18 protein-coding genes are annotated in these 20,261 nt (G+C 66.1%); 7 read left to right on the top strand and 11 right to left on the bottom strand.

Features of this window, described 5'->3' with window-relative positions; genetic code table 11:
* Nucleotides 1-177: 177 nt before the first annotated feature.
* The gene (locus ABZ293_RS28795) at nucleotides 178-666 is read right to left on the bottom strand and encodes a hypothetical protein (protein ID WP_355185690.1); all 489 of its coding nucleotides are present in this window, start codon (nucleotides 664-666) and stop codon (nucleotides 178-180) included.
* 745 nt (nucleotides 667-1,411) lie between these two features.
* On the opposite strand from ABZ293_RS28795, the gene ABZ293_RS28790 reads away from it, so the two are divergent.
* Nucleotides 1,412-3,208, top strand: a complete 1,797-nt coding sequence (locus ABZ293_RS28790; RefSeq protein WP_355185688.1) for a TerD family protein — start codon at nucleotides 1,412-1,414, stop codon at nucleotides 3,206-3,208.
* 150 nt (nucleotides 3,209-3,358) lie between these two features.
* Nucleotides 3,359-4,120 (top strand): NAD(P)H-binding protein, encoded by a 762-nt coding sequence (locus tag ABZ293_RS28785; protein ID WP_355185686.1) that lies wholly within the window; start codon nucleotides 3,359-3,361, stop codon nucleotides 4,118-4,120.
* Here the strand turns inward: ABZ293_RS28785 and ABZ293_RS28780 are convergent.
* Nucleotides 4,110-4,835: a TetR/AcrR family transcriptional regulator gene (locus ABZ293_RS28780; protein ID WP_355185684.1), complete on the bottom strand. Its 726-nt coding sequence runs from the start codon at nucleotides 4,833-4,835 to the stop codon at nucleotides 4,110-4,112. The genes ABZ293_RS28785 and ABZ293_RS28780 overlap by 11 nt on opposite strands.
* An 8-nt stretch (nucleotides 4,836-4,843) precedes the next feature.
* On the bottom strand, nucleotides 4,844-6,073 hold the full coding sequence (locus ABZ293_RS28775; protein ID WP_355185834.1) for a cytochrome P450: 1,230 nt from the start codon (nucleotides 6,071-6,073) through the stop codon (nucleotides 4,844-4,846).
* 278 nt (nucleotides 6,074-6,351) lie between these two features.
* Here ABZ293_RS28775 and ABZ293_RS28770 point away from each other — a divergent pair, with 278 nt between their 5' ends.
* Nucleotides 6,352-6,795: a group II truncated hemoglobin gene (locus tag ABZ293_RS28770; protein WP_355185682.1), complete on the top strand. Its 444-nt coding sequence runs from the start codon at nucleotides 6,352-6,354 to the stop codon at nucleotides 6,793-6,795.
* On the opposite strand, the gene ABZ293_RS28765 is transcribed toward ABZ293_RS28770, so the two are convergent.
* From ABZ293_RS28765 to ABZ293_RS28750, 4 genes are all read right to left on the bottom strand, one after another.
* Nucleotides 6,796-7,521: a hypothetical protein gene (locus ABZ293_RS28765; RefSeq protein WP_355185680.1), complete on the bottom strand. Its 726-nt coding sequence runs from the start codon at nucleotides 7,519-7,521 to the stop codon at nucleotides 6,796-6,798.
* Between the two features lie 13 nt (nucleotides 7,522-7,534).
* Entirely contained in the window at nucleotides 7,535-8,953 is a 1,419-nt protein-coding gene (locus ABZ293_RS28760; RefSeq protein WP_355185678.1) for a DUF1254 domain-containing protein, read from the bottom strand.
* A 12-nt stretch (nucleotides 8,954-8,965) separates the two neighbouring features.
* A complete protein-coding gene (locus ABZ293_RS28755) occupies nucleotides 8,966-10,369 on the bottom strand; it encodes a DUF1254 domain-containing protein (protein ID WP_355185676.1) in 1,404 nt (467 codons plus the stop codon).
* A gap of 111 nt (nucleotides 10,370-10,480) precedes the next feature.
* Complete coding sequence (locus ABZ293_RS28750) at nucleotides 10,481-10,642, bottom strand: hypothetical protein (RefSeq protein ID WP_355185674.1); 162 nt, start codon at nucleotides 10,640-10,642, stop codon at nucleotides 10,481-10,483.
* 6 nt (nucleotides 10,643-10,648) lie between these two features.
* Between ABZ293_RS28750 and ABZ293_RS28745 the strand changes: the two genes are divergently transcribed.
* Nucleotides 10,649-10,924: a hypothetical protein gene (locus tag ABZ293_RS28745; RefSeq protein WP_355185672.1), complete on the top strand. Its 276-nt coding sequence runs from the start codon at nucleotides 10,649-10,651 to the stop codon at nucleotides 10,922-10,924.
* Nucleotides 10,925-10,971: 47 nt separating this feature from the next.
* Here the strand turns inward: ABZ293_RS28745 and ABZ293_RS28740 are convergent, their stop codons facing one another.
* From ABZ293_RS28740 to ABZ293_RS28725, 4 genes are all read right to left on the bottom strand, one after another.
* The gene (locus ABZ293_RS28740) at nucleotides 10,972-12,279 is read right to left on the bottom strand and encodes a VWA domain-containing protein (protein WP_355185670.1); all 1,308 of its coding nucleotides are present in this window, start codon (nucleotides 12,277-12,279) and stop codon (nucleotides 10,972-10,974) included.
* 44 nt (nucleotides 12,280-12,323) lie between these two features.
* Nucleotides 12,324-13,217 (bottom strand): DUF5995 family protein, encoded by an 894-nt coding sequence (locus ABZ293_RS28735; protein WP_355185668.1) that lies wholly within the window; start codon nucleotides 13,215-13,217, stop codon nucleotides 12,324-12,326.
* A 307-nt stretch (nucleotides 13,218-13,524) separates the two neighbouring features.
* The gene (glpK, locus tag ABZ293_RS28730) at nucleotides 13,525-15,033 is read right to left on the bottom strand and encodes a glycerol kinase GlpK (RefSeq protein WP_355185666.1); all 1,509 of its coding nucleotides are present in this window, start codon (nucleotides 15,031-15,033) and stop codon (nucleotides 13,525-13,527) included.
* Nucleotides 15,034-15,098: 65 nt separating this feature from the next.
* Nucleotides 15,099-15,863 carry an IclR family transcriptional regulator gene (locus tag ABZ293_RS28725; RefSeq protein ID WP_355185664.1) on the bottom strand — a complete coding sequence of 255 codons (765 nt, stop codon included), beginning with the start codon at nucleotides 15,861-15,863 and terminating at the stop codon, nucleotides 15,099-15,101.
* Between the two features lie 258 nt (nucleotides 15,864-16,121).
* Between ABZ293_RS28725 and ABZ293_RS28720 the strand changes: the two genes are divergently transcribed.
* The 3 genes from ABZ293_RS28720 to glpD all read left to right on the top strand — a co-directional run bounded on the left by ABZ293_RS28720 (nucleotide 16,122) and on the right by glpD (nucleotide 20,226).
* Entirely contained in the window at nucleotides 16,122-16,928 is an 807-nt protein-coding gene (locus ABZ293_RS28720) for an MIP/aquaporin family protein (RefSeq protein WP_355185662.1), read from the top strand.
* A gap of 34 nt (nucleotides 16,929-16,962) precedes the next feature.
* Nucleotides 16,963-18,483 (top strand): glycerol kinase GlpK, encoded by a 1,521-nt coding sequence (gene glpK, locus ABZ293_RS28715; protein WP_355185660.1) that lies wholly within the window; start codon nucleotides 16,963-16,965, stop codon nucleotides 18,481-18,483.
* Nucleotides 18,484-18,546: 63 nt separating this feature from the next.
* Entirely contained in the window at nucleotides 18,547-20,226 is a 1,680-nt protein-coding gene (glpD, locus tag ABZ293_RS28710; RefSeq protein WP_355185658.1) for a glycerol-3-phosphate dehydrogenase, read from the top strand.
* Nucleotides 20,227-20,261: the final 35 nt, after the last annotated feature.

Below are 20,261 nucleotides of genomic sequence, written 5' to 3'. Positions count from 1 at the left end.
GGCGCGCCTGCGGAGCCTGCGCCGTTTAGTGGATCCGGATGCGGTGGCGGCATTGTCGGCGCGCGGAAAATTGCGTTGGGTGCGGCGGCGATGCTGGCTCGGGCGGCTCGAATCCGCATGCCCGCTCGGACTTCGCGCCCGCTCCGGGCATGCAGAATCCCGAGAACGGTTCGGCGGCTATCTGCGGCGGCGGCGTTTCGGGGGGTCGGGGTCGGGCGGTGGCTCGGCGGATTTGCCGGTGAAGCGGCCGAGGAGGGAGACGCCGGGGAGCTTGGCGAGGGCGGCCAAGACGTCTTCGCCGAGGCCGACCATCGCCTCTAGGCGGGGCAGCAGTCGGTCGTAAGCGGCTAAGGCCGGGTCGGCCAGCGCCAGGGTGCGGTCGAGGCGATCGATGGTGGAATTGAGCCGGTCGATGGCGACCGAGAGGTTCTCGATCAGATCCGGCAATCGCACCGCCAGCTGGGCCGAGGCCGGTGGCAGCCGCACCGCGGCGTCGAGGGCCTGCCCGGCCGTCAGTTGCGCGGCATCCAACGCCTGCACCGCCGCCGACTGCGCGGCCTCCACCGCGGATTGCGCGGCGGCCAGAATATCGCTCGGACTGGGCACCCGCCCACCCGGCACTTTCGGAACCGAACCCTTCCGACCCGCTCCCTTCGGGGTAGTCATACCTCCACTCTGCCGCACCCGAACCACCTCAGACCGCAAATCCCCAACCGACCGGTCTGTGTCGCCGCCCAGCCCACCACTCACCGGCGGCCTGCCGATCCGCTCCCGATGCTCGGCCTCACCCGGACCGGGCCGCCGCCGCAGCGTGGTCTCCACCGGCCCACAGCGCACCCGGGTGACCCGCAACGTGCGACCGGCGCGACGCGCTGAAAGCCCTCGACGTTCCACCAGCCCAGCCCCGCCCAGCCCAGCGCGGCGCGGCGCCCCAAGCCGCCCTGCTGATCCGCAGCGTCCGACCGGCACGACGCACTGAAAGCCCGCGACGCACCACCAGCCCAGCCCACCTCGGCGCCTCAGACCACCCAGCTGATCCGCAGCGTCCGACCGGCACGACGCACTGAAAGCCCGCGACGCACCACCAGCCCAGCCCACCTCGGCGCCTCAAGCCACCCAGCTGATCCGCAGTGTGCGACCGGCCCACAGCACACGATGCGGCACGGCCCGAACGCGTCACTGTCAGGTCCGTGCGCGACTGGCCCGAACCTGTCGCCGCAGCGCGGTAGTGGGCAGGTCGGGATGACGCAGCGCAGTGGGTGCCGTACGCGCGGGCCCGGCGCGATACTGCGGCTGGCGGACACACCCGCCGAAATCCGTGGTGCGCCCGAGTCGCGTATTCGCTCGCATCGCCGAACCAAGGGATGGGCGGGTTCGGCGTGTCGGACCTTCGTGGCATAGTTCGAGCACGATGAAACTGAGCAAAGGGGCCAATGCGCCGGTACCGACTTCCCTTCTAGCCGTGGTCATTTCATGGCGGTCGGAGCATGCGGTGGATGCGCATGCGCTGTTGCTGGCGGAGGCGGGGGCGGTGCGCACCGATCGGGATCTGGTGTTCTTCAATGCGCCCCGGCATATGTCGCAGGCGGTGACGCTCGATCAGGAGCCCGCGCCGGGTACCGCGCGACTGAGCGTCTCACTACCGCGCACCGAAGCGGATGTGGCCCGGATCGTCGTCGCGGGATCGGTCGACGACGGAACCTTCGGCGATATCACGGGTTTGACCCTCACCATCGAAGCCGCCGACGGGCCGATCGCCCAGTTCGATATCACCGATACCGATGCGGTGGCCGCGATGATGTTCGGCGAGTTCTACCGCCGCGACGGCCAGTGGCGCTTTCGCGCGATCGGACAGGGCTGGGCCAGCGGGCTCTCCGGACTCGTCACCGAATTCGGGGTCACCGTCGACGATCCCGCAGCGCCGGCCCCCGACCGACCGCGCCCGGCCCCGACGGCCTTTCCGCATCACCGATCATCCACCTCCCCAGCGCGACAACGTGTTTCCGTGGGCGGACCCGACGCCACCCGCCCTCGGCAGCTCCACCACCCCGCACCCTCGGACCAGGACGACCAGCTCGGCCGAAGCCGAGCAGTCGACCTCGATCGCCGACGCCACGAGATCGATCCGCCGCTGCCGCCACCGCCGAATCCCGAACGTGCGGACTGGCATTCCGATCCCGAGCACCCCTCCCGTATGCGTTGGTGGGACGGAGCCGAATGGACGAGCGCCATCCGTGCACGGCCGCAACCCGGCCCACGCGACTGTGCGCGGTGTGGAAATCCCCGGCGGCGCAAGCTGTTCGGCGGACTCGCGCCGTGTGAACGCTGCGAGAGTGAAATTGAAGAGTTTCTGACGCACTGGCACACCCAGGCTTGGCGGGTGCTCACCGCATTCGGGCCGCGCGGCGCGGAATGGGCGGAGCTGTGGGCATCGCTGCGGTATCAGCGGATCGACGAGGGGCTGGGACGGGCGGCTCTGCGGGATGTCGCGCTCACCTATGTGGAGCGACTTGTCGCCTTCGCATTCGCGGATGGGGAGATCGAGCAGGCCGAATACGAGGCATTCGAATACACAATCGAGGAACTGGCGCTCAGCGGACCACTGGTCGAGGATCTGCGCAGGCGAATGTATCGCGGCCACACCCTGTCCAGGTTGCGCGGCGGAGACCTACCGGTGGTCCGGACCCCCGGCCTGCACCTGGATCCGGAGGAGCGGGTGCACTTGGATCTGCCCGCGGTACACGTGCGCCAGCTCGCCAAGGGGCCGAAGCTCACCGACGGCAGGCTGATCGCCAGCAATAAGAAGCTGCGCTTCGTCGGCACCGACACCGGTACCGAATTGCCGTGGAACCGGGTGGTTTCGGTGCGGGTCGAACAGCGCACGGTAGTCATCGCGGCGACCTCGGCGCGCGGCGGCGCCACCTTCGATGTCGACGATCCGGACTACGTCGCGGCCGCCCTGGAGGGCGCGCTGCGGGTCGCCAAACGCCTGATCCTCACCCCGGGCCAGCGCGACACCCGCAGCATCCCCCAAGAGGTCAAGGCCGAAGTGTGGCAGCGCGACGGCGGCAAATGCGTCGAATGCGGCGACGGCCACTATCTCGAATTCGACCACATCATCCCGCTCAGCCGCGGCGGCGCGACCAGCGCGACCAATCTGCAGATCCTCTGCCGCGCCTGTAACCGCGCCAAAGGCGCGCGAATCTGACCGCCCACCCCGGTTCCGATACCGCACACATCCGCGCACCGGAACACCGGTGTGGCGAATCAGGCATATGTGATGAAGCACGTTGAGCCCGCGTACCGTGTCGCCGTAGCGTGCGACTTACCGAACAGGGTTGTTTGGAGGGAGTGGATCATGCGGGTTGCGGTAGTCGGCGGAACCGGGGTGCTGGGAACCGCGGTGGTACGGGAGCTGGGCGCGCGCGGGCATGAGGTTCGGGTGGTGAGCCGGACCGCTCCGGCGACTGGCGTGACCGAGCATCGAGCCGCCGATCTCGCCACCGGATCCGGACTGGAATCCGCATTGAACGGTTGCGATACCGTCGTCGACGCGGTGAGTGCCCGCCGCCGGACCCGATCGGTCATGGTGGACGGAGTGCGTCGGCTACTCGAGGCCGAGCGGCAGGCGGGCATCGGCCACCACGTCGAAATCTCCATTGTCGGCTGCGATCAGGTGCCCATCGCCTACTACCAGGCGAAGGTGGCCCAGGAACAGGTGATCACCACGGGCGAGGTTCCGTGGACGCTGTTGCGCGCCACCCAATTCCACGAACTCGTCACCGAAATCCTCGCACTGCCAGCACGATGGCGGATCGCTCCGCACACGACGGCGAAGGTGCAGCCGATCGATGTGAGCGCCGTCGCGACCCGGCTGGCCGATGCGGTGGGCAACGGACCGGCCGGACGCCTTCCCGATATCGCCGGGCCGTCCGTGCACACCATTACCGAGCTGGCGGATATCTACCGAAACCACATCGACCGCAAGCTGTTACCGCTGCCGGTGCCCATCCCGGGCCGCATCGGGCGGGCGCTGCGGTCCGGCGCCCTCTGCCTGGACGAGCGCGGCGAGGCGATCGGCATCGGCTACGCCGACTGGCTGTCCCGGCTCACTCACTGATCAATCCGGCGGTCCGCCCCAGATCCGCCAGCATCGCATCGAACAGAATCTCCGGATTCGACAGCGGAATTGGATAATTCCCGAAGACCTCCAGGGTGACGTGCCCATAGAGCCGGGCCCAGATCTGGATCATCAGATATGTCACGCCGAGATCGAGTTTCTCGGCGGGAAATTTCTGCCCGGACTCCGAAAGCGCTGCCAGCAGCTCGGTTTGGAACAGCACCAGATCATCGCGCAGCTCCGCCGGAATCACATCGGTCGGCGGCGTCACGACATCGTAGGTGGCCAGCAGCCGACCGGTGGCGGCCAGGAAGATCCGCCCGAACGGTTCGTTGAACCGCCGCAGCATGCGTGCCCGGCCCGCGCCGGGCGAGGCGAATACCAGGGTGAATTCCCTGGTGTGCGCCAGCGCCCAGCGCCGGAAACCCTTGCAGATGGCGAAGAACTGCACCGCACCGTCATCGGGCAGGGTCGCGATCTGCTCGGACAGCTCGGCCGCGAGGTCGGCACAGAACTCCAGGCGCAGGCTCTCCAGCAGGTCCTCGCGGGAGTTGTAGTACCGGTACAGCGCGGGCGCGGTAATGCCGAGCTCGCGCGCGATGGCTCGCAGCGTGACCGCATCGGGACCATGGTCGACCAGCAGTGCGCGGGCCACCCGACGGATATCCGCATCCGATACCACCGGCGCCCGCCCCCGCGGCTTCGAGCTGTTCATCAGGGGATTCAAGCGTATTCGACTTCCCAGCGCTTGATCCCGTTCAACCAACCCGAGCGCAACCGCACCGGATCGGCGACCTGCCGCAGGTTCGGCATGACATCGGCGATGGCGTTGAACATCAGATCGATCTGCAGCCGGGCCAGATTGGCGCCCACGCAGTAGTGCGTACCGGTGCCGCCGAATCCGACGTGCGGGTTGGGGTTGCGCAGCACATTGAAGGTGAACGGATCCTCGAAACCGTCCTCGTCGAAATTGGCCGAGCTGTAGAACAGGCCGACCCGCTGCCCCTTCTTGATCTGCTGCCCACCGATTTCGGTGTCCTGGGTGGCGGTGCGCTGGAATGCGGTCACCGGGGTGGCCCAGCGCACGATCTCGTCGGGTGCGGTGCGCGGACGCTGCTGTTTGTAGAGCTCCCACTGCTCGGGGTTGTCGACGAAGGCCTTCATGCCGTGGGTGATCGAGTTGCGGGTGGTCTCGTTGCCCGCGACCGACAGCAGGATCACGAAGAACGCGAATTCGTCCGAACCCAGATTCTCGCCATTGATATCGGCATTGATCAGCTGGGTGACAATGTCATCGGCCGGGCATTTGCGCCGTTCCTCGGCCATATTCCAGGCGTAGCCCATGACTTCGGCGGTCGCGGCATGGTGGTTGCCGTCGAATTCCGGATCGTCATAGGAGATCATCTGGTTGGTCCAGTCGAACAGCTTCTTGCGATCGTCCTGTGGGACGCCGATGAGCTCCGCGATGGCCTGTAGCGGCAGTTCGCAGGCGACCTGTTCGACGAAGTCGCCGCGGCCGGTCTGCTTGGCCTCGTGCACAATTCGGGCCGCGCGTTCGGTGAGCGCCGCGCGCAGGCTCTCCACCGCGCGCGGGGTGAAGCCCTTGGAGATGATGCGGCGGGTCTTGGTGTGCTGCGGCGGATCCTGGTTCAGCAGCAGCATATTGCCGAGCATGTCGATCTGCTCGCGGGTGGTTTCCTCGTTGAACCGGATGATCGCGGTGTTCTCGTGCGAGGAGAAGACCTCGGGATTCTTCGAGATCTCCTTGATGTGGTCGAGCTTGGACACGACCCAGTAGCCGCCGTCATCGAAGCCGCTGGCCCGCCCGGACTGCGCGCACCACCAGACCGGCGCGGTCCGGCGCAGCTCGGCGAATTCGCGGATGGGCAGGCGGGTGGCGAGCAGATCGGGGTCGGTGAAGTCGAATCCTGTGGGAATCGCTGGCGTGGTCACGGTCACGGCTATCTCCTACCGGTCTGACATGGGCTGCAGACCTCACAACGTTGTGTGGAACACGTTCCTGAGGAGATAAAACCACACAACCGGACCTTGTGAACAGTGTTTAGTAAAACCCGTTAACTGAATCGGCGGTTGCCGCCCGTTCGCGGGATGTATAAATAGCAATCAGCTATGACTTTCCTCCTGATCGCTTATCGCGAAACGGTGGACGCGCCACCGAGGACGGCCTGTAATGAGACTCGACCGATTCGACTCCCTGTTCGGAGGTTCCCATGCCCAGCCTGTACGAGCACGCCGGTGGCGACGAGCCATTGCATCGCGTCGAAGCAGCCTTCTACGACAAGGTGCTGGCCGATCCAGTGCTGAAAACCCAGTTCACCGAACGCCTCCCGACCCACGTCGACCACCTCACCTGGTTCACCGCCGAATCCTTCGGTGGGCCGGACCGTTTCACCCGCGACCTCGGCTTCGACTACATCATCGCCGTGCATCGCGGCCTCGCGATCACCGACGAACAACGCGACCGGTTCGCCCAGCTGTACCTGGAAGCGTTCGAAGAGGCCGGCCTGCTCGATGATCCGGCCTTCCGCGACGCGGTGCGCGAACATGCCGAATTCGGCGCGCAGGTGGCACAACAGAATTCGCACGCCAAGTCCGATGACGAACTGCACCCGATCCGCGCGGTGCCGCACTGGACCTGGGACGGCGACGACTGACTACCGGAACACGCGCGCGACCAGCTCCTGCAGCAACCGCGGCACCACAGCCTCGAGATCAGCCGTCTGGTCCTGGGGTGTGCCGCGGGTATGCGCCGCGACGGCGAAGCCGTTGCCGAACGACGCCGAGGCCACCTCGAGCGGCTCGCTATCGGACCAGCCCCATTTGCTGCCCAGGACCCCCGGCAGCCGCGCGGTCCCCCAGTCCTGGGAGGTACCGTCGGCCGCCTGGTCGCCCGCGGCGGCCATCCAGTCGAAGATCGGTGAGCTGGGTTCGGTGCGCTGTTTGGCCGCCAGGAAGCTGGCCACATCGGCGGTGCTGGTATACGACATGCCCCAGGCCGCACCCGATTTGGTGCCGGTCAGGTGGTACTCCGCGGCGATGGCGTCGATCGCCTGCGGATACTTGGCGCCCATCGCGTCGGCGGCGGAATCGTCGGAGTAGCGGATCATCCGCTCGGCCAACACCAGATCCTCCGCACTGCGATCACCGTGGTGCAGCGCGTAATCGACCATATAGAGCTTGACCAGCGACAATCCCGTGCGCGATTCGTATTCGTTCGCAGTGCCCCACTCGACACCCGGAACCACCGAGCGGAACGAGAATGCCGTACGCGACGGCACACCCAGGTTGTCGTCACCGATCGCATCCGCCGCGGCACTAGGCGCGGCGAATACCAGCACCGCAACGGCGGCGACCGAAATCGGGAAAACGAAGCGGCCCATGGTGTCTCGCCGCCTACGCCGCGACCGTCAGCACGGGCGGCTGCCAATGCCCACTGATGGCAACATCTTTCGGCGCATAGAGCCGCATGACGAGCGAGAACTGGCCCGCTGCCGGAATGGGCAGCCAGTTGCCCGCGGGCACGCTGACACCCGGATCCTCATGCTGCACAGCGAGATCGACCGAACCGTCCGGATTGGGCACCACCGGAACCTGATGTCCGATCGCGTAGATATTCGCCGTATTCGGTATCAGGTAGCCGTCGGCGTCGTAGGCGGTCAGCGACCAGAACGCATCGACCGGTGGGAGTTGTCCCGGTGGGAAGTGCAGCCGAAATTTGGTGGGCGTGCCATTGCGGTCGGCCTTGGCGAACATGCCCGGATAGAGCGCGTCCCGCGAGAGGTTGGCTCCCAAGCCGACCCATGCGACATTGGCCCGCAGCAGGTAGTCGGTGCCGTAGGTGCCGACTCCCGGATTGAGGCGCCATCCGTTCTCGTTCACCATGGTCGGGTCGGTGTAGGTCGGAATCTCCTTCTTCGCCGCATCGGCCGCCGCGGTCAGCTGATCGTTGGAAATGCCTTGGACGCTGCCGCCCGGCCGAATGCCGATGGCGGCGAAGCGTTTCATGGCCGGTTCATCGTCGGAAGGTGGCGGATTCACCGCCATGACCGCGCACATTCGGGTGAAGAAGGTCGCCGCGTCCATATCGTGCACCTGCTTCGGCGGCGGGACCGCTGTGGAGCCCGTCGGGGTCGAGTGCGACGGCGTGTCCTTGCTTGTGGCCCATGCGCTGAGCGGCACCAGTTTCAGCTGTTGCTGTAGCGCCGTGACGGCAGCGATGTCGGCGGAACCGTTGACCTGGATCCGCCCGAGCAACCACGCAGTCGGTGTCGGCACCGGGAGCTCGATCAGGGCATCGGGCACCGCGCCCATCCACTTCGGACCGGTGACGAGATAGGTGAAGGGCGGGCCACCCGAGCTCACCTGCGGCCGCCTACTACTCGGGTCGTGCACGGTATTCGTCCAAGCATCGAGCACCTGCATCATCCAGTAGCGACTCGGATCGATCGCAGGCACCTGCAATACCATCGGCTCCGCCGAAACATCCAGCCACGCCGTCGAATACAGGGTGTCCAGGTTCACTCGCACCACATCGCGGCGCTCCGGTGTCGGCAGCGCGGTGGCGTGCTGGAAGGTGTTGACCGGGGCAATCGCTTCCGCCGCAGCCCGAGTGACGTCCATCAACACCAGCGGATAGCCGAAGACGTAGGCGTCCTTGGCGATGGCCTCGACATCGCTGGACGCGGCCGAGGTCGACGCGGACTTGTCCGAGGATTTCCCGCAGGCGGCCAGTCCGATACCGGCGGCGGCGAGCCCGAGGACCGTCCGACGCGCGATCTGCGCGGGGGCAAGGATGGCACCGCAGTTATCCATGGCTCTCCTCGCTCATCCGATTCGGGTCAAACTCGGTGGTGTCCAGCTGCCGTCGAGCGCACCGCCCTCGGGAACATAGAGGCGCAGCGCGAGCCGGAACGTTCCCGACTCCGGAATCGGCAGCCAATTGCCATAGGGCACTTCATCTCTCGGATCCTCGGCCTGGATGGCGAGTTCCAGCGCACCGTCCGGCAGCGGTACGACGGGACGTTGGTGCCCAACCGAGTAGATGCCCGCCGCATTCGGCACCAGAAAGCGCTGAGCGGTATAGGCGGTCAGCGACCAGAAGGCCCGCACGGGCGGCGACTGCCCGGCTGGGAAGTACAGCCGGTACCGGCGCGGCGTGCCCTGCTCCCCCGCATTCGCGCTGATTTCTGGATAGACGACATCCTTGGGCAGATTCGCACCGAGCGCGGTCCATGCGGTGGAGGCGCGCAACGCGTAGTCGGTGCCATAGGTACCGAGATTGGTCGCGATATCCCAACCGTTCTCGCGTCTGGCCTCGGGATTGGCGTAGTCCGGAATCTGCAATTGGCCCGCCGCGACGGCGGCATCGAGATCCGCGGCCGGAGCACCATCCAGCGCGCCGCCGGGCCCGATACCGATCGTCGAAAAGCGCCGCAGGGCAGGGGCGTCGGCGGCAGCCGGCGGATTGGTGCGCATCAGGTCGCAGAGCCGAGTGAAGAAGGTGCGTCCGTCCATCCGCGCGACCTGCTGCGGCGCCGAGATCGGGGCCACCATATTCGGATCGATCTCCGGGGTCGGTCGTTCACCGCGCTGCCAGGCGCTCAGTGGCGCCAGGTACACCTGATGCTGCAATGCCTCGGCGGCGGCGAGATCGGCCTGATCGCGGAGTTCGACCCGACCGATCAACCATGCGGTCGCGGTGGGCATCGCCAACGGAGTCAGGTTGTCCGGGAGCGGGCCCGACCAATCGGGGCCGGTGATCACGTAGGTGTACGGCGCGGTCTGCCCATCCTTCACCTGGGGTGCCACACTGCTCGGATTGTGTGTCGTATTGGTCCAGGCGTCCATGATCTGCATCAACCAGTACCGATCGCCGTCCATCTCCGGAACCTGCAGCACCACCGGTTCGGCACGCAGATCGAGCCAGGCTGACGCATAAAGGGTGTCGACATTCGGCATGACCACCGAGTTCATCGTCGAATCGATCGGGCCGAGGGCGGCGATTCTATTCGCCGGAACGGCAGCAGTATTCGTCTGCAACGTGACATCGATCAGCACCAGCGGATAGCCGAAGATATAGGCGTCGGTCGCGATCGAACGCGCATCGCGCGGCGGCTCACCATGGGGTCCGCCGGCACCCCCAGAGTTCGTCGATTTGCCGCACGCGGCCAGGCCCGTGCCCGCGACGGCACCGGCCAGCAGCACAGATCGCCGCGACACCTGGGTCATGGCCTTCTCCCTACTTTCCCGATCAGGTCGGACAACTTCGAGAGATCAGGCGGAGTATAGCCACATATTTGCCATATATCGGGCAAGCGGCGGTCCAGTGCCGTGCCGCGATCAGCCGGTGCCGAGAATCGAATTCATGATGGTGCCCGCGCTGGTGGCGACGCCACCGCCGAGTCCGGCAAGGTCGGAAAGACGTGACTGCGCGGTCGCCGAGAACCCGATACCATCCTCGGTGAGCGAATTACATTCCTGTCCCGCATCCAGAATGAGCAATCCGAAATGATCCTGGCCAGCGTTTACGACACTTGGGCGCAGCTCGGCAATCCCACCCCCGAGGCCCCACCGGTGGCCGACAAAATCCTCCAGATGGTCCGCTATCTGACCTGGTTCGTGCTGCTCGCTGGCATCACCGCCATCATCTACGCCGGTGGCCGTTTCGCCTGGGAGAAGTGGAGCGGCGGCGGCCTGGAATCCCCGAAGATGGTGGCCGGAGCCATGATCGGCGGCGTGGTCGCCACCAGCGCGGGCACCATCATGAACGCGGTTATCGGCTGAGTTCGCGTCGGCGGTTGCGCGCGAGCGCCTTTCGGTTCGCCGATGATTCAGCCGAGAATGCCCGCCCGGGTCGCGGCACGCAGCCAGTCCGGGAACTCGCCGAGCAGGCGGGCATAGAGCTGCGCGTCGTCCACCTGGTCGATGTCGTCGAGGGCGAAGAAACCCGCATTGTCGACAACACGATCCGACATTTCGTCGAGGGTCCGCAGCAGGCCGTAGTTGGCCTTGCCGAGGCCGACGAACTGCCAGAAGGCAGGCAGCCGAGACGCATCGCGCATGAGTGCGGTGATTTCACGCTTCTTGGCGAACCCGCCGTCGGTGAAGAACAGCACCAAGGTCGGGGTGCCGCCGGGGCGCAATGCGGCGATGATGTCGCGCATGATCGGCAGTTCGTCATTGCGGCCACCGATTCTGGCGTAGTCGATGCCCTGGTGGATGCCGGTGAGGTGCAGGAAGGTCTGGGCCCATGCATCGCCGTGTTCGACGGTGATATCAGGCAGTTTCGCGAAGGACAGGGCGTAGAGGTAGGCCTCCAGGGTGCCGTCCTCGTCGAGTTGGGTGGCCACCGGGATCATCCGCTGGACGACGCGGTGCACGACCCCTTTGCTGTATTGCCTGCTCATGCTGAGGGTTTTATCGATGACCAGGACGACTCGGGCACGAATCCCGAAGGCGTTCTTGGTGATCAGGACATTGGCGACCTCGCGTTTGCGCAGGTCGAGGGTGGCGCGCTTCTCGAAGGAGAGTGCGGCCTCACCGGGGACGGTGCGGACTTCGGGGGCGGCGGCAGGTGCCGCAGGCGCTGCCGTTGCGGCGGGCGCCGGGAATCCTACCGGCGCAACGGACACCGGTGCGGGTTCATCGTCGACGCTCACCCCGTGGTCGGTGACCAGAGCGGCGAACCCACCCGCATAGCCCTGCCCAACCGCGCGGATCTTCCAGTCGGAATTACGCCGATATAGTTCCACTGCGATGACGACCGATTCGGTGCCGAGCCCATCGATCACGTACTCGTACAGGATGTTTCCGGATCCGTCGGCGACGGCGGCAACCGGTGGCGCGAATTTTCCGAAAGTTGCGGTGGCATCATCCAGCGTGATGACCACCCGAATTCGATCGGTTTCCGCGGATACTTCGGCCGTGGAAACGACCAGCGCCGCAGGCATTCCCGACCGCAACTCGACACCGGGCGCATTAGGCTGATTGAAGAAGACGAAGTCGGCGTCGGTACGCACCCGGCCCGCATCGTTGACCAATAGCGCCGAAACATCGACCGCTGCTGCCGATTGCACCGAGACAACGACATTCGACACCGCCAGCGGGCCGTTCTGTCCCTTGACGAGTGATGTGCCCACCGCGACTCCTTGCCCTGCCACCAGACCCGTAGTGCCTAGGTGTCTCACAAACCTCTGAACAGCGTCAACACATCCAGTGCGGCATCGACGGAAGCACTGAGCAGCCCGACTTCCGCCACGGTCGCATCGTGCAGTCCGGGATCCTCCAGCGCCAGCCCATTGCCGTAGATCACCACGTTGTATCCGAGATCCGCGGCCCGCAGGAGCGGACCGGTCGCGACCCCCGCACCGAGCAGCAGGTCCAGCCCCTCGCCGAGGAAATAGAACCGCCACAGCGGACCGAGATCCCCGTTGTAGACCTCCTTGGTGCGATCGACGATCACCCGACCGGATGACGCGATGGCATCGACAATCTTGAAGTAGTCGGGTGCATTGTCCGGCCTACTGCCCACGGACGCCACCGAATACGCGAGATCCACGGTCAAATGCGCGTTGTAGCCCGCCATCGCGACGCGGGCGGGCGACACCTCACACCGCCGGGCCAGCTCGAAATACCGCGCCCAGTGTGGCTCGACGGGCGCGCCGGTAACGGCCGCATGCAGGTTCTTCAGGAATCGCCCCAGTAGCTCGAGGCTGATCGCATGCGCGTACTCCCGGTCCTGAAATGCGGCGGGATCCCGCTGCAAGGGCATTACCGCCAACTGTTCGACACCGTCGAGTCCGAGTGGGAACAGCCCGCGCCGATCCCGATGCGCGACCAGGATGTCGGTGATCTCATGATGGCGCGCCACCGCGATCGTCAACCGCTGCAACGCATCTCCGGCCAGCGTGCCGGTGTCGGAGAGCCGGGCGATGGTGTCCAGCTCATTCGGCGAGAGCGGCGTGCCGCAGACCGCCGGGTCGACCGCTTGCGCGATGGCCGCCGGGGTCGACCCGACGGCCATCACGAGCATCGCACTGATCAGACCTAGGACGGCCGGTCGCAACGAAGTTCGCACCGCCGAAGTCTAAAGCGCGATTCAGGTTTGCGCCGACTGCATCGGGGCGCGCCGGCCGGGCTAACCGACGAACTCGCGGTCACCGTATTGGAAGCTGGCCGCGTTCCAAGTGCCGCCCAATGCGACGAACCGCTGGGGCAGGTCGATATCGGCGACCACGATGAGAGTGCCGGATTCGGTGACCGATCCGCCGACAAGGTGTTCGCGGGCTTGTTGATCCGCGACACGGGCGTCGCGGAAGCGACGGACATCGATGCGAGCGACCTCGACGGTGCACGCGACACGTCAGGGGCGCCGGTCGGGGTACCTATTGCCGTTTCGACCGCGCCCAGCCGAAGGTGAGGGCTACTGCGCGTTTCCAGTTGTCGTATTCATCGGCGCGGTGGATCGGGTCCATTCGGGGGACCCATTGGCCCGCCAGGCGCCAATTGCTGCGCAGACCTTCCAGGTCCGGCCAGTAGCCGACGGCGAGACCAGCGGCGTAAGCGGCTCCGAGGGAGACGGTTTCGGCGACGAAGGGGCGCATGACGGGAATGTCGAGGACGTCGGCGACTATCTGCATGAGCAGGTTGTCGGAGGTCATGCCACCGTCGACGCGCAAGGTGCGGGCATGCAGACCGGAGTCGGCGTTCATGGCGTCGACGACTTCGCGGGTCTGCCAGGCGGTGGCCTCCAGTACCGCACGGGCGAGGTGGCCCTTGTTGATATAGGAGGTCAGGCCGATGACCAGACCCCGCGCATCGCTGCGCCAATGCGGCGCGTACAGACCGGAGAAGGCGGGCACGATATAGCAGCCGCCATTGTCTTCGACTGTGCGAGCAAGGGTTTCGATTTCGGGCGCACTCGAGACCAGGCCGATATTGTCGCGGACCCACTGCACCAGCGATCCGGCGACCGCGATCGGCCCCTCCAGCGCGTACACCGGTTCGGACTCGATCTGATACCCGATCGTGGTGAGTAGACCGTGTGACGACTGCACCAGTTCTCGCCCGGTATTCATCATCAGAAAGCCCCCGGTCCCGTAGGTGCATTTGGTTTCCCCACGGGCGAAACAGGTTTGGCCGAACAGCGCGGCGTGCTGGTCACCGAGTGCGGCGGCGATCCGGATGCCGGGCACCACGCGACTGGTCGTCCCGTAGGACGCGGTCGAGGGCTGAATGGTCGGCAGCATTGCGGCGGGAATTCCGAAGAATTCCAGTAGTTCCCGATCCCAGGCGAGCGTGGTGAGATTCATCAGCAATGTTCGGCTGGCATTGGTGACATCGGTGCGATGCACACCGCCATCCGCGCCGCCGGTCAGATTCCAGATCAGCCACGTCTCCATGGTGCCGAACAGCACGTCGCCGCGCTCGGCCCGATCCCGCAGTCCCGGAATGGCATCCAGCAGCCAACGCAGGCGCGGCGCGGCGAAATAGCCCGCAAGCGGCAGACCGCACAATTCGCGGATCCGTTCCGCACCCGGCCTACTGTCGAATTCGCGCACCAGGTCATCGCTGCGCACATCCTGCCAGACGATCGCTCGCCCGATCGGCACGCCGGTGCGCCGATCCCAGACCACCGTGGTTTCGCGCTGATTGGCGATGCCGAGGGCCACAACCTGTTCGGCGGCAATACCCGAATCCCGCAATGCCTGCGGGACGAGCCGCTCGACATTGCGCCAGATCTCCATCGCGTCCTGTTCGACCCAGCCCGGACGCGGGTAGTACTGCTGGTGTTCGCGCTGGGCGACACCGGCCAGGCGGGCACGCTGATCGAACAGGATGCACCTGGTCGAGGTGGTGCCCTGGTCGATCGCCAGCACATAGCGTTGCGACATCGCCTGCTTCCTATCGGATGAAAATTCGGTTCGGTGGAACGTGATTCGAATCGAGTTCAGCGAACTCAGTGCGCGGCACCAAGATCCCGCGATACCGCGTACGCGGCATCACGCACCAGGCCGACCAGCGTCGGCCGATGCCGCAGCTGCGAATCACAGAGCCGGTCGACCCGCCCGCTGATCCCGATTGCGCCGACCACCAGTCCGCCGTGCGCGCGGATCGGCGCCGCGATAGCGGCGACGCCGGACCGGAACTCCTCGGTCTCTCCAGCCCATCCGGCCTGCCGAACCGCCGCGAGCGCCCGGTTGAGCGCCGCCCGGTCGACGATCGTGCGCCGGGTGAGCCGCGCCAACTCACCGGCGCGGACGGCGGCGGCCACCTCGGCGTCATAAGCGAGCAGCACCTTGCCGAGCGCGGTCGCGTGCATCGGCAGCAGTTCCCCGACCTCGAGCGCCTGCTCGGTATTGTCCGGGCGGAAGACATGGTGCACGACCACCACATCTCCTTCCGCAGCCGCTCCGATTCGCACCGACTCACCCGTGCGCGCGGCCAAGGCATCGGCCCAGTTGATCGCCCGCGAGCGCAGCTCGTTGTTGTCGAGATAGCTGGTCCCGAGATGCAAGACGGCCGCACCGAGCTGGTATTTGCCGCTGGCCCGATCCTGTTCGACGAATCCGACACCCTGCAGCGTACGCAGAATGCCGTGCGCGGTCGGCTTGGCCAGATCGAGCGCACCCGCGATCTCACCGACCCCGAGGCGGCCGGAACCCCGAGCGAGCAGCTGTAGGACGGCCGCCGCTCGTTCGATCGATTGGATCGGACCGGGCATACGCCGAAACCTATCCGGAACCTGCGAGTTCGACAATGTCGAATGCGTAGGGACCTCCGAGCAACACCCGCGCTATGAGGTGTGACCTGCGTCATGGTGACCTCCACGGTCGCTGGACAGTAGTGGCGGCGCAGTGCGACGGCCACCACAACCGTTCGGCATTGTCGAACGCGAGCTATGTCCGGTATCGCAACGCGGTCGTAACCTCTGCGCCAGCAGTCGCAACCGCGGCTGGCATTTTCAGACGGAGGCTCAACGGTGAACTTCGGCTCGGTATTCGTCAGCGAGGCACTCGGCACAGGGATCCTGCTGCTACTCGGTGTCGGCGTGGTCGCGAATGTGTTGCTGACCAAATCCAAGGGATACGACGGCGGCTGGCTGCTGATCAATATGGGATGGGGTCTCGGCGTCATGGCCGGGGTGTACGTCGCCTACAAATCGGGCGGTCACCTCAATCCCGCGGTCACCATCGGCATTCTCTTCAGTGGTGCGGACGAGTACGCGCCCGGTGTCGATATTTCGGTCGTCAACACCATCGCCTATCTCGGCGGGCAAATGGTCGGCGCCTTCCTCGGCGCGAATCTGGCCTATCTGGCCTATAAGCGGCACTTCGACGCCGAGACCGATGCGGACAAGAAGCTGGCGGTCTTCGCCACCGGGCCCGCGATCCGTGCCCTGCGGTGGAACTTCGCCACCGAGGTGATCGGCACATTCGTCCTGGTTCTGGTGATCATGGCGTTCGGCCACACTCCGACCGGATTGGGTCCGGTCGCCGCGGCACTGCTGGTCGTCGGCATCGGCGCCTCGCTCGGCGGCCCGACCGGTTACGCCATCAACCCGGCCCGTGACCTCGGGCCACGCATCGCGCACGCGCTGCTGCCGATCGGCAAGTCCGCGCCCGCGCGAATCCCGGTCGCGGCGGGTGCGGGATATGCCGAACCTCTGCCCGAACACCCCACGGAATCCCGTCGCAGCAACTCCGACTGGTCCTATGCCTGGGTGCCGGTACTCGGCCCGCTGGCTGGCGGCGCGCTCGCCGGACTCGCCGCGCAATTCCTGTTCTAAATCTTCTTCCCATGCGTTTTTCGAAAGGACAGCGATGAGCCAGTACGTCGGCGCCATCGATCAGGGCACAACAAGCACGCGGTTCATGGTGTTCGACCATGGCGGCAACGAGATCGCCCGGCACCAGCTCGAGCATGAGCAGATTCTGCCGCGCGCGGGTTGGGTCGAGCACAATCCGACCGAGATCTGGGAGCGCACCCGCTCGGTTATCACCTCCACGCTCAACAAGGCCGATCTCGTCGCGAGCGATCTGGCCGCGGTCGGTGTCACCAACCAGCGCGAAACCACGGTGGTATGGAATCGCCGGACCGGGCGCCCATACTGCAACGCCATCGTCTGGCAGGACACCAGGACCGATAAGATCGCCGCCGACCTGGAACGCGCGGGTCATGGCGAGGTCATCCGCCGCAAGGCCGGTTTGCCGCCCGCCACCTATTTCTCCGGTGGCAAACTGCGCTGGATCCTGGACAACGTTCCCGGCGTCGCCGCCGATGCCGAGCGGGGCGAGGCGATCTTCGGCACCACCGACACCTGGCTGCTGTGGAATCTCACCGGCGGCATCGACGGCGGGGTGCATGTCACCGATCCGACCAATGCCAGTCGCACCATGCTGATGGATCTGGAAACCTGCGACTGGGACGACGAACTGCTATCGCTGTTCGGGATTCCGCGCGCAATGCTGCCGACCATCGCCCCCTCGTCGAATCCGGAACTGTTCGGCAAGACCAGGGCCGACGGCCCGTTCGGCGGCGAGGTGCCGCTGGCCGGTGTGCTCGGCGATCAGCAGGCCGCCACCGTCGGTCAGGTGTGCTTCCGTCCGGGTGAGGCCAAGAACACCTACGGCACCGGAAACTTCCTGCTGCTCAATACCGGAACCGAAATCGTGCGCTCGCAGCACGGCCTACTCACCACCGTCGCCTACCAGTTCGGCGACGACAAGCCGGTGTACGCGCTGGAGGGTTCGATCGCGGTCACCGGTTCGGCCGTGCAGTGGCTGCGCGATCAGCTCGGCGTCATTTCTGGTGCGGCACAGAGCGAATCGCTGGCCAGGCAGGCCGAGGACAACGGTGGGGTGTACTTCGTACCCGCGTTCTCCGGACTGTTCGCACCGTATTGGCGTTCGGATGCCCGCGGCGTCATCGTCGGCCTGTCCCGCTATAGCACCAATGCCCATCTCGCGCGGGCCACGCTGGAATCGATCTGCTATCAGACCCGCGATGTCGTCGAGGCCATGGAGGCCGATTCCGGTGTGCGCCTGGACACCCTGCGCGTGGACGGCGGCGTCACCGCCAACGAGCTGTGCATGCAGTTGCAGGCCGACTTCCTCGATGTGCCCGTCTCGCGACCGGTGGTCGCCGAGACCACCGCACTCGGCGCCGCCTACGCGGCGGGGCTGGCGGTCGGATTCTGGAGCGACACCGATGAACTCGTGCAGAACTGGCACGAGGACAAGCGCTGGACCCCGACCTGGACCGAACAGCAGCGCGAACACGGTTATGCCCGTTGGAAAAAGGCCGTCGCGCGCACCCTCGACTGGATCGACGTGGACGAATGACCCTCGAAAACCAGCTCGGCCCGAACCCGAAGACTGAGTAGCACCGAAGCAAGGAGACATACCGTGTCCGCACGTTTGGACCCGAACTACCGCGCCGATGCGCTGAAAACATTGGGCGACAATGAAATCGACGTACTGGTCATCGGTGGCGGCGTGGTCGGCGCCGGTGCCGCCCTCGACGCGGCAGCGCGCGGCCTGACCGTCACCATGGTCGAGGCCAGGGACTTCGCCGCGGGCACATCGAGCCGTTCCAGCAAGCTCATCCACGGCGGCTTGCGCTACCTGGAACAGCTCGACTTCTGGCTGGTGCGTGAGGCATTGAAGGAACGCGGCCTGCTGCTGCACCGGCTCGCACCGCATCTGGTGCGACCGGTGTCGTTCCTGCTGCCGCTGCAGCACCGGGTATGGGAGCGCGCCTACATCGGCGCTGGCGTCGCACTGTACGACACCATCGGCGGAGCCAGGGCGCTGCCCATGCACCGGCACCTATCACATACGCGTGCAATGGAATTGGCGCCAGCGCTGCGTGACGACGCGATGATCGGCGCGATCCGCTACTTCGACGCGCAGGTCGACGACGCCCGCCACACCATGACCATCGCGCGCACCGCAGCACAGCACGGTGCGACGGTACTCACCCGCACCAAGGTCACCGGACTGCTGCGTGACGGCGAGCGCGTCATCGGCGCGCACGTCACCGATCTGGAGACCGGTCGCGAATACACCGTGCGCGCCCGCCGGGTGATCAGCGCGACCGGTGTCTGGACCGATGAGATGAACGAGATGACCGGCGTGAAATTCCCGTTCCACGTGCGCATGTCCAAGGGCGTGCACATTCTGGTCCCGCGCGAACGGCTCGACCTGGATACCGGTCTGATCATGCGCACCGAGAAGAGTGTGCTGTTCGTGATCCCGTGGGCTCGGCACTGGATCATCGGCACCACCGACACCGACTGGACGCTGGACAAGAACCATCCCGTCGCCAGCGACGCCGATGTGCAGTACATCCTCGACCATATGAACGCGGTGCTGCGAGAGCCGTTGACCCGCAACGATATTGTCGGCACCTACGCGGGCCTGCGGCCGCTGCTGTCGGGTGCGTCCAGCGATACCGCATCGCTGTCGCGCGAACACGCTGTCGCGGAACCGGTTCCGGGTCTGTTCGTGATCGCGGGCGGCAAGTACACCACCTACCGGGTGATGGCTGCCGATGTGGTCGATGCCGCCGTCAAGGGCCTCGGCCGCGCCGCCGCCCCGTCGGTGACCGAACATCTGCCGCTGCTCGGCGCGGTCGGCTATCAGGAACTGGCCGCCGATGTGCACAGTGTCGCGCAGCGCGCGGGCCTGCCCGTCGCGACCGTCGAACATCTGCTCGGCCGCTACGGTTCGGGCGTGTCCGAACTTTTCGATCTGATCACCGCCGAACCGGAGTTGGCCGAACCGCTCCCGGGTGCCGACGAGTACCTTGGTGCCGAGGTCGTCTACGCGGTAACGCACGAGGGCGCACTGCATCTCGATGATGTGCTGACCCGCCGCACCCGCATCTCCATCGAAGCCGCGGACCGCGGTCTGACCGCCGCGCCCGCGGTGGCCTACCTCATCGGCGCCCGACTCGGTTGGGATGCCGCGACCACCGACCGCGAAGTGACCCGCTATCGCGAGCGGGTCGAGGCCGAGCTGGCGGCCAATAAGGCCGCCGACGACGAGTCGGCCAATGCGGCCCGCTTGGTCGCCGTGGCCTGATCCGAACCGCGACTCGGCCCTGTGCGGTAGCTACC

The sequence above is a fragment of the Nocardia sp. NPDC005998 genome (assembly GCF_040614395.1).
Classification (GTDB): Bacteria; Actinomycetota; Actinomycetes; order Mycobacteriales; family Mycobacteriaceae; genus Nocardia.
Note: the sequence above shows the minus strand (reverse complement) of the source record. Positions and strands in the feature narration are given on the sequence as shown.

What these genes read in the sequence shown, in the direction of transcription:
- glpK (WP_355185660.1), top strand. Translation starts at nt 16,963, where the DNA reads ATGAGCCAGTACGTCGGCGCCATCGATCAGGGCACAACAAGCACGCGG.
- ABZ293_RS28760 (WP_355185678.1), bottom strand. Translation starts at nt 8,953, where the DNA reads ATGGATAACTGCGGTGCCATCCTTGCCCCCGCGCAGATCGCGCGTCGG.
- ABZ293_RS28795 (WP_355185690.1), bottom strand. Translation starts at nt 666, where the DNA reads ATGACTACCCCGAAGGGAGCGGGTCGGAAGGGTTCGGTTCCGAAAGTG.
- ABZ293_RS28725 (WP_355185664.1), bottom strand. Translation starts at nt 15,863, where the DNA reads ATGCCCGGTCCGATCCAATCGATCGAACGAGCGGCGGCCGTCCTACAG.
- ABZ293_RS28745 (WP_355185672.1), top strand. Translation starts at nt 10,649, where the DNA reads ATGATCCTGGCCAGCGTTTACGACACTTGGGCGCAGCTCGGCAATCCC.
- glpK (WP_355185666.1), bottom strand. Translation starts at nt 15,033, where the DNA reads ATGTCGCAACGCTATGTGCTGGCGATCGACCAGGGCACCACCTCGACC.
- ABZ293_RS28770 (WP_355185682.1), top strand. Translation starts at nt 6,352, where the DNA reads ATGCCCAGCCTGTACGAGCACGCCGGTGGCGACGAGCCATTGCATCGC.
- ABZ293_RS28785 (WP_355185686.1), top strand. Translation starts at nt 3,359, where the DNA reads ATGCGGGTTGCGGTAGTCGGCGGAACCGGGGTGCTGGGAACCGCGGTG.
- ABZ293_RS28780 (WP_355185684.1), bottom strand. Translation starts at nt 4,835, where the DNA reads ATGAACAGCTCGAAGCCGCGGGGGCGGGCGCCGGTGGTATCGGATGCG.
- ABZ293_RS28765 (WP_355185680.1), bottom strand. Translation starts at nt 7,521, where the DNA reads ATGGGCCGCTTCGTTTTCCCGATTTCGGTCGCCGCCGTTGCGGTGCTG.
- ABZ293_RS28755 (WP_355185676.1), bottom strand. Translation starts at nt 10,369, where the DNA reads ATGACCCAGGTGTCGCGGCGATCTGTGCTGCTGGCCGGTGCCGTCGCG.
- ABZ293_RS28790 (WP_355185688.1), top strand. Translation starts at nt 1,412, where the DNA reads ATGAAACTGAGCAAAGGGGCCAATGCGCCGGTACCGACTTCCCTTCTA.